Here is a 6000-nt window from a genome sequence, read left to right as displayed (position 1 = left end):
GATTATGGTAATTTATTTGCTTTCTATTATGCCATCAACTTAGTCAGACAGACAATTGTCTGAGTATTTATACTGATTGCAAAAGTGGGATGCTCCCAAAAATTATTTCTTGTGGGGTGGGCTTCTAGCCCGCCCATAAAAAGCGTTAGCAGTTTGGCAACGTACCTGCTGACTAAATCTGTTCGAGAGCGTCAAGAGTTGAAAAAGGATGAATCTAGAAGCGATCGCACTTAAGCGCGATCGCGCCCAATCCTATCCGCGTCCATCCGCGTCTATCAGCCTACATCTGCGGCAAAAAAAATAAGGTGAGCCGCAGCCCACCCTACTAAGATTATTTCGCAGTCACCAACTGCGCCGGTAGCCGCTTAAACGCCAACCTTTCATTCTCGATATCGACAAAAATGGTATCGCCGTCAACAAAATCTCCCCGCAAAATACCCTTCGCCATTTGCGTTTCCAATTCGCGCTGGATTCCACGCTTCAATGGGCGCGCACCGTACACCGGATCGTAACCGATTTCGGCTAAGAAGTCGATCGCAGATTCCGACAATTTCAGAGACATTTTGCGATCGGCTAAACGTTTTTCCAACCGCTTGACTTGCAACAGCACAATCTGCCGCAATTGGGCCTTACTCAAACCGTGGAAGATAATCATCTCATCAATCCGGTTCAAGAATTCCGGGCGGAAAGTAGCCCGCATCGCCTCCATCACCCGACTCCGCATTTGTTCCTCATCTCCCGCCACATCTAAAATGTATTGAGAGCCGACATTCGATGTCATAATAATCACAGAATTCTTAAAGTCAACCGTGTGACCTTGAGCATCCGTAACGCGGCCGTCATCCAGAATTTGCAGCATGATATTGAAGACATCCGGGTGCGCTTTCTCGATTTCATCGAATAGAATTACCGAATACGGACGGCGGCGCACAGCCTCAGTTAATTGTCCACCTTCGTCGTAGCCGACGTATCCCGGAGGCGCACCAATTAAGCGCGAAACTGCGTGTTTCTCCATGTATTCCGACATATCAATGCGGACGATCGCCTCTTCGGTGTCAAACAGGTATGATGCTAATGCTTTCGCCAACTCGGTTTTACCAACGCCCGTGGGGCCGAGGAAGATGAAACTCGCCACCGGGCGGTTGGGATCGGACAATCCCGCGCGCGATCGTTGAATTGCATCTGCAACCGCCGTCACCGCTTCATCCTGCCCAATTACCCGCTTGTGCAGTTCATCTTCCAAGTGCAAAAGTTTCTGCATTTCCGATTCAACTAACTTGCTAATCGGAATTCCCGTCCACTTAGAAATAATCTCGGCAATATCAGATTCGGTGACTTCTTCCCGCAGCAGAGTTTTACCTGTAATTTGACTTGCTGTCAGTTTAGCTTCCGCTTCTTCCAGTTTTTTTTGCAACTCGGTTAATTTGCTATATTTCAACTCAGCAGCGCGGTTAAGGTCGTATTTTAACTCAGCTTGTTGAATTTCAATATTAACCTTATCAATCTGTTCTTTAATCTTTTGAATGCTGTCGATGACACTTTTTTCCGATTGCCATTGTGCGTTCAAACCGCTTTGCTGTTCCTTGAGATTTGCTAAGTCTTTTTCCAGTCTTTCTAAACGGTCGATCGATGCAGCATTGCTTTCTTTTTGCAGCGACAGTCTTTCCATTTCTAGCTGCAAAACCTTGCGATCGATTTCGTCTAGTTCTTCCGGCTTGGAAGTAATCTCCATTTTGAGTTTAGCCGCCGCTTCGTCCATTAAATCAATGGCTTTGTCGGGAAGGAAGCGATCGCTAATATATCGAGTTGACAAAGTAGCCGCCGCCACTAACGCATTGTCGGAAATTTTAACGCCGTGATGAACTTCGTATCGTTCCTTCAAACCCCGCAAAATCGAAATAGTATCTTCAACTGTCGGCTGATCGACATAAACTTGTTGAAAACGGCGTTCTAAGGCCGCATCTTTTTCGAGATACTTGCGGTATTCGTCGAGAGTTGTAGCGCCGATACAGCGCAATTCGCCCCTCGCCAACATCGGTTTGAGCAAATTGCCAGCATCCATCGATCCTTGGCTGGCGCCGGCGCCGACAACGGTGTGAATTTCATCTATAAATAGGATGACTTTGCCGTTGCTATCCATAACTTCTTTGAGCACGGCTTTCAAGCGTTCTTCAAATTCTCCCCGGAATTTTGCACCGGCAATTAACGCGCCCATATCTAAGCTAATTAATTGTCTGTCTTTGAGAGATTGCGGCACATCTCCGGTAATAATTCGTTGGGCGAGTCCTTCGGCGATCGCAGTTTTGCCAACTCCCGGTTCCCCAATCAGTACGGGGTTGTTCTTGGTGCGGCGGCTCAAAATTTGAATCGTGCGGCGGATTTCGTCATCTCGTCCGATTACCGGATCGAGTTTGCCTTGACGCGCGGCTTCTGTCAAATCTCGGCCGTATTTTTCCAGCGCTTCATATTTGCCTTCTGGATTTTGGTCTGTCACTTTGTTGTTCCCCCGGACTTGGGCGATGATGTCTTTAAGCTTGGCTTCATCTAGTTTAAATTCTTGCAGTAGATTTTTGCCAAAGCGATCGTCCTTAACGTAACCCAGGATCAAATGCTCGATCGAGATAAATTCATCACCGTACTCTTTGCGATAAGCTTCAGCCCTGTCTAGCAGGGTATCCAGGGAACGGCCGAGATAAACGTTGCCACCGCTTCCAGAGATTTTGGGCTGGCGGCTGATAAACTCATCAGTGCGATCGCGCAATTTTGCTACAGACACTTTCGCCTTGTTAAACAAGCTGCTAGCGAGTCCCGATTCTTGTTCCAGCAACGCCTTCATCAAGTGTTCGCTTTCTAGCTGCTGCTGCTGGGCTGTTTTGACCACTTCTGGAGTGCGGGCTAGGGCTTCCCAGGCTTTTTCTGTAAATTGGTTCGGATTATTTGGTTGCATAAATTTTAATTCCCTGAATTCAAAAACATGACTGCTGTCAAGGCAATGGCTCGATTGCCCGTATAGTTGTCATTGTAGAGAGTTAAGGGCGATCGGGCGATCGGTGTTCCCGTATATTGAGATAGGTATTTCCGCCCTGTGTTTCAGCATAGATTTGTAGTGAGGACTTTAGTCCGCAGGTTTGTAGTGAGGACTTTAATCCGCAGGTTTGTAGTGAGGACTTTAGTCCGCCTAAAATCAGAGGACTCAAGTCCTCAAATATATAAAAACTATTTACATTTCAACGCCGAGACGAAATATAGATGATTCCATTACATCCTGAATTTATCACCAAAAACGGCAAAAAAGAATTTGCCGTGATTCTTTATGAAAAATTTGAAGCACTGCAAGAATTAATTGCTGATATAGAAGATTTGATCGATTTGAGAGCGGCAAAAGAAGAAGATGTAAATCAGCCTTATATGCCTTTAGCCGAAGTGAAGAAAATGTTAGGATTACTCAATAATTAATCCGTGTATCCGTGTCAAAATCAGCTTCGCGCCTGATTCATTACACTTAGGATCGCGAATTAAATAATTTACACAAGCTTGTGGGATGGGCGGGACGCCCGTCTATAAAGAACGGGCGGGACGCCCATCCCACAATAATTAAAATTGTAAGTTATTTAATTCTTATTCCATTTATGCTATAGGGTTCGGGGATCGATTCATCAAGCTATTGATGTCCGCGCCCGATATGGCGGTTTCTGTACTTGCCCATTTTTCCAGTGTATAACAACAACTAATGACTGCTGATTAATTTTGTCAGGTGCGTCGCTCGGAGATTGTTGATCTTTGTAGGGATTGTTGATGGCGACGCACCCTACGGCCGGGTGCATCTGGTTTTTGAAGCCTGAAGAAGCATGACCGCATATAAGTTATTAGTTATAATCCCATATTTTCTGCGGTCATGCTTCGCCCCTACGGATATATTCGCCTTGCGTGAGATGCTCCCCAACTGCCAACTGCCAACTGCCAACTGCCAACTGTCAACTGTTTTCATGCCTGCATCACCACCCGTTCCGGGAGACTGACAATAAAAACTGAACCTTTCCCGTTCTCACTTTCAACGCTAATTTCGCCACCCAAAATTTGACACAAACGCTGGCTAATTGTCAATCCCAAACCCGTCCCGCCGTACTTCTTAGTAGTCGAAGGATCAGCTTGAGTAAAAGGTTTAAATATCTGCTCTAATTGTTCGTCTGTCATCCCAATCCCAGTATCGCTGACTCGAAAAATTAAAAATTGAGAACTGTAGTTTGAACCCGAATTAACAGCATTATTTTTATTTTTATTCCTTTTCTTAGGTTTTGGATTTTCATTTTTAACTTTTTCTATCTCGATAGTAATGACGCCTTTTTCGGTAAATTTGGCAGCATTGCTGAGCAAATTGAGGAGAATTTGCCGGACTTTCGGTTGGTCGGCGTACATCATGCCGAGTTCGCCTTTTGCTTGCAGCCTTAAAGCATTGCCTTTTTTCTCTACTAGCGGTTGAGCCGTAGTCATCACTTCTTCAATCATCGTCGCCACATCGAAGTGTTCCAAATAAAGCGTCACATGACCTGCTTCTATTTTAGAAATATCGAGGATATCGCTGATCATGTCGAGCAAATGTTTGCCTGCGGTTTGAATTTTTTCTAAGTCGGGGAGAAAGTCTTCGGAGCCGGAATCTTGAGCATCTTCTTGCAGCATTTCGCTGTAGTTGATGATGGCGTTTAGGGGGGTGCGGAGTTCGTGGCTCATGTTGGCGAGAAATGCACTTTTCGAGCGGTTGGCAGCTTCGGCTGCTATTTTTGCTTCTTGCAAGTCTTCCGTGTATTCCGCGACTCTTTGGATCAGTTCGTTGATCGAAATTGCCAGCATTCCTACTTCGTCGGAGGTGGTAACGGGTACTTGCAGGTCAAAGTTCGATTCTTCTGACACTCGCTGAGCGATGAAGGTGGCGGCTTGTAGTGGTCGGGCGATCGCCCTGCTGGTGTATATTGCCAGTAAGGTGGCGATAATCGCTGATGCCAACAGAGAACCAAGCAGAATCAGAGTTCCGAGTTGTTCAGCTTTCTCGTAGGTTCTAAATGCCTCGTCTGCTTTGTCTCGAAAAGTGCCAGCCAGTTTGGCTGAATCTTGCGAAAACTGTTCGAGTTTAAAAGCGTTGTTCCCCGTGGCAAAATTATTCAAATTCCGCTGGAATACCTGCCGCTGCTGCGGATTCAAACCAGATAACTTGGCATTCCCCAGCAGTTTCTGGACTTGTTGGAAGTAAGCTTCTACGGTTTTGCTGTGGGCTTTGGCGAACTCTTGAATCTCTTGGTAATCTTTTGTAACATCGGCAGAAGCCGACGGCGATTGGCTTTGCAGTTGTTCTAGCTGTCCGCTCATCTGAGCAACGCGAGTCAAAAAGTCCGATCGTTCGCGATCGAAAATTTGCGGTTGTCCCGTCAGATTCAGCAGTGATTGCTGGTGAATTCTGACTTCCTGGGCGCTATTATTCAGATTGGTGAGGATTTCGGCTTTATCTCGGTCGATCGCGAGTTTTTCTCTCACTTGCTGTTTGTGATATGACTCTACTCCCCGTCCCCCGGCGGCGCCCAAAATGGCAATACCAATGACCAAGGCGTATCCGCACCCGATTTTTTGCCTGATACCCAAGCGGCCCAACAGACTTTTAAAACCTATTTGAGAATTGTTCTGGGATTGATTGTTCGAGGCTAAGGTTGAAGACATGGGCAATATACTCGTCACCCTGAGGGGCATTATCTATTATTCTAATTGATGCCTGCCTGAGGGTAAATAAAGTTCTGGCAAAGGGCCAATTTTCGGCAGTTATGGGGTCTTTGCAGGGTTCCACACCTCGACCTGCTTTACAGTTTGGGGGAGTTATGGTTAAAAAATTATGGCACAAGCAAGAAGGCAGAAGCAAGAAGCAATAAAAGCCAGGGTTTAAGACATTAGGAACGTCCTCACCGTCGGGCGGTTGCTATATATAGCCTTTCTCAGATAGATCTGGCACGCTTATGG

Annotated in this window: 3 protein-coding genes; 1 reads left to right on the top strand and 2 read right to left on the bottom strand. The window is 46.1% G+C overall.

What is annotated here, in order from left to right; all coding sequences use genetic code 11:
• Positions 1-331: 331 nt before the first annotated feature.
• A complete protein-coding gene (clpB, locus tag JGK14_RS06290; protein WP_293177330.1) occupies positions 332-2947 on the bottom strand; it encodes an ATP-dependent chaperone ClpB in 2616 nt (871 codons plus the stop codon).
• Positions 2948-3249: 302 nt separating this feature from the next.
• On the opposite strand from clpB, the gene JGK14_RS06285 reads away from it, so the two are divergent.
• Entirely contained in the window at positions 3250-3456 is a 207-nt protein-coding gene (locus JGK14_RS06285; RefSeq protein WP_293177327.1) for a type II toxin-antitoxin system Phd/YefM family antitoxin, read from the top strand.
• 528 nt (positions 3457-3984) lie between these two features.
• Here JGK14_RS06285 and JGK14_RS06280 read toward each other — a convergent pair.
• The gene (locus JGK14_RS06280; RefSeq protein ID WP_293177324.1) at positions 3985-5706 is read right to left on the bottom strand and encodes a sensor histidine kinase; all 1722 of its coding nucleotides are present in this window, start codon (positions 5704-5706) and stop codon (positions 3985-3987) included.
• Positions 5707-6000: the final 294 nt, after the last annotated feature.

The sequence above is a fragment of the Microcoleus sp. PH2017_28_MFU_U_A genome, from assembly GCF_020738035.1.
Taxonomy (GTDB): domain Bacteria; phylum Cyanobacteriota; class Cyanobacteriia; order Cyanobacteriales; family Microcoleaceae; genus Microcoleus.
Note: the sequence above shows the minus strand (reverse complement) of the source record. Positions and strands in the feature narration are given on the sequence as shown.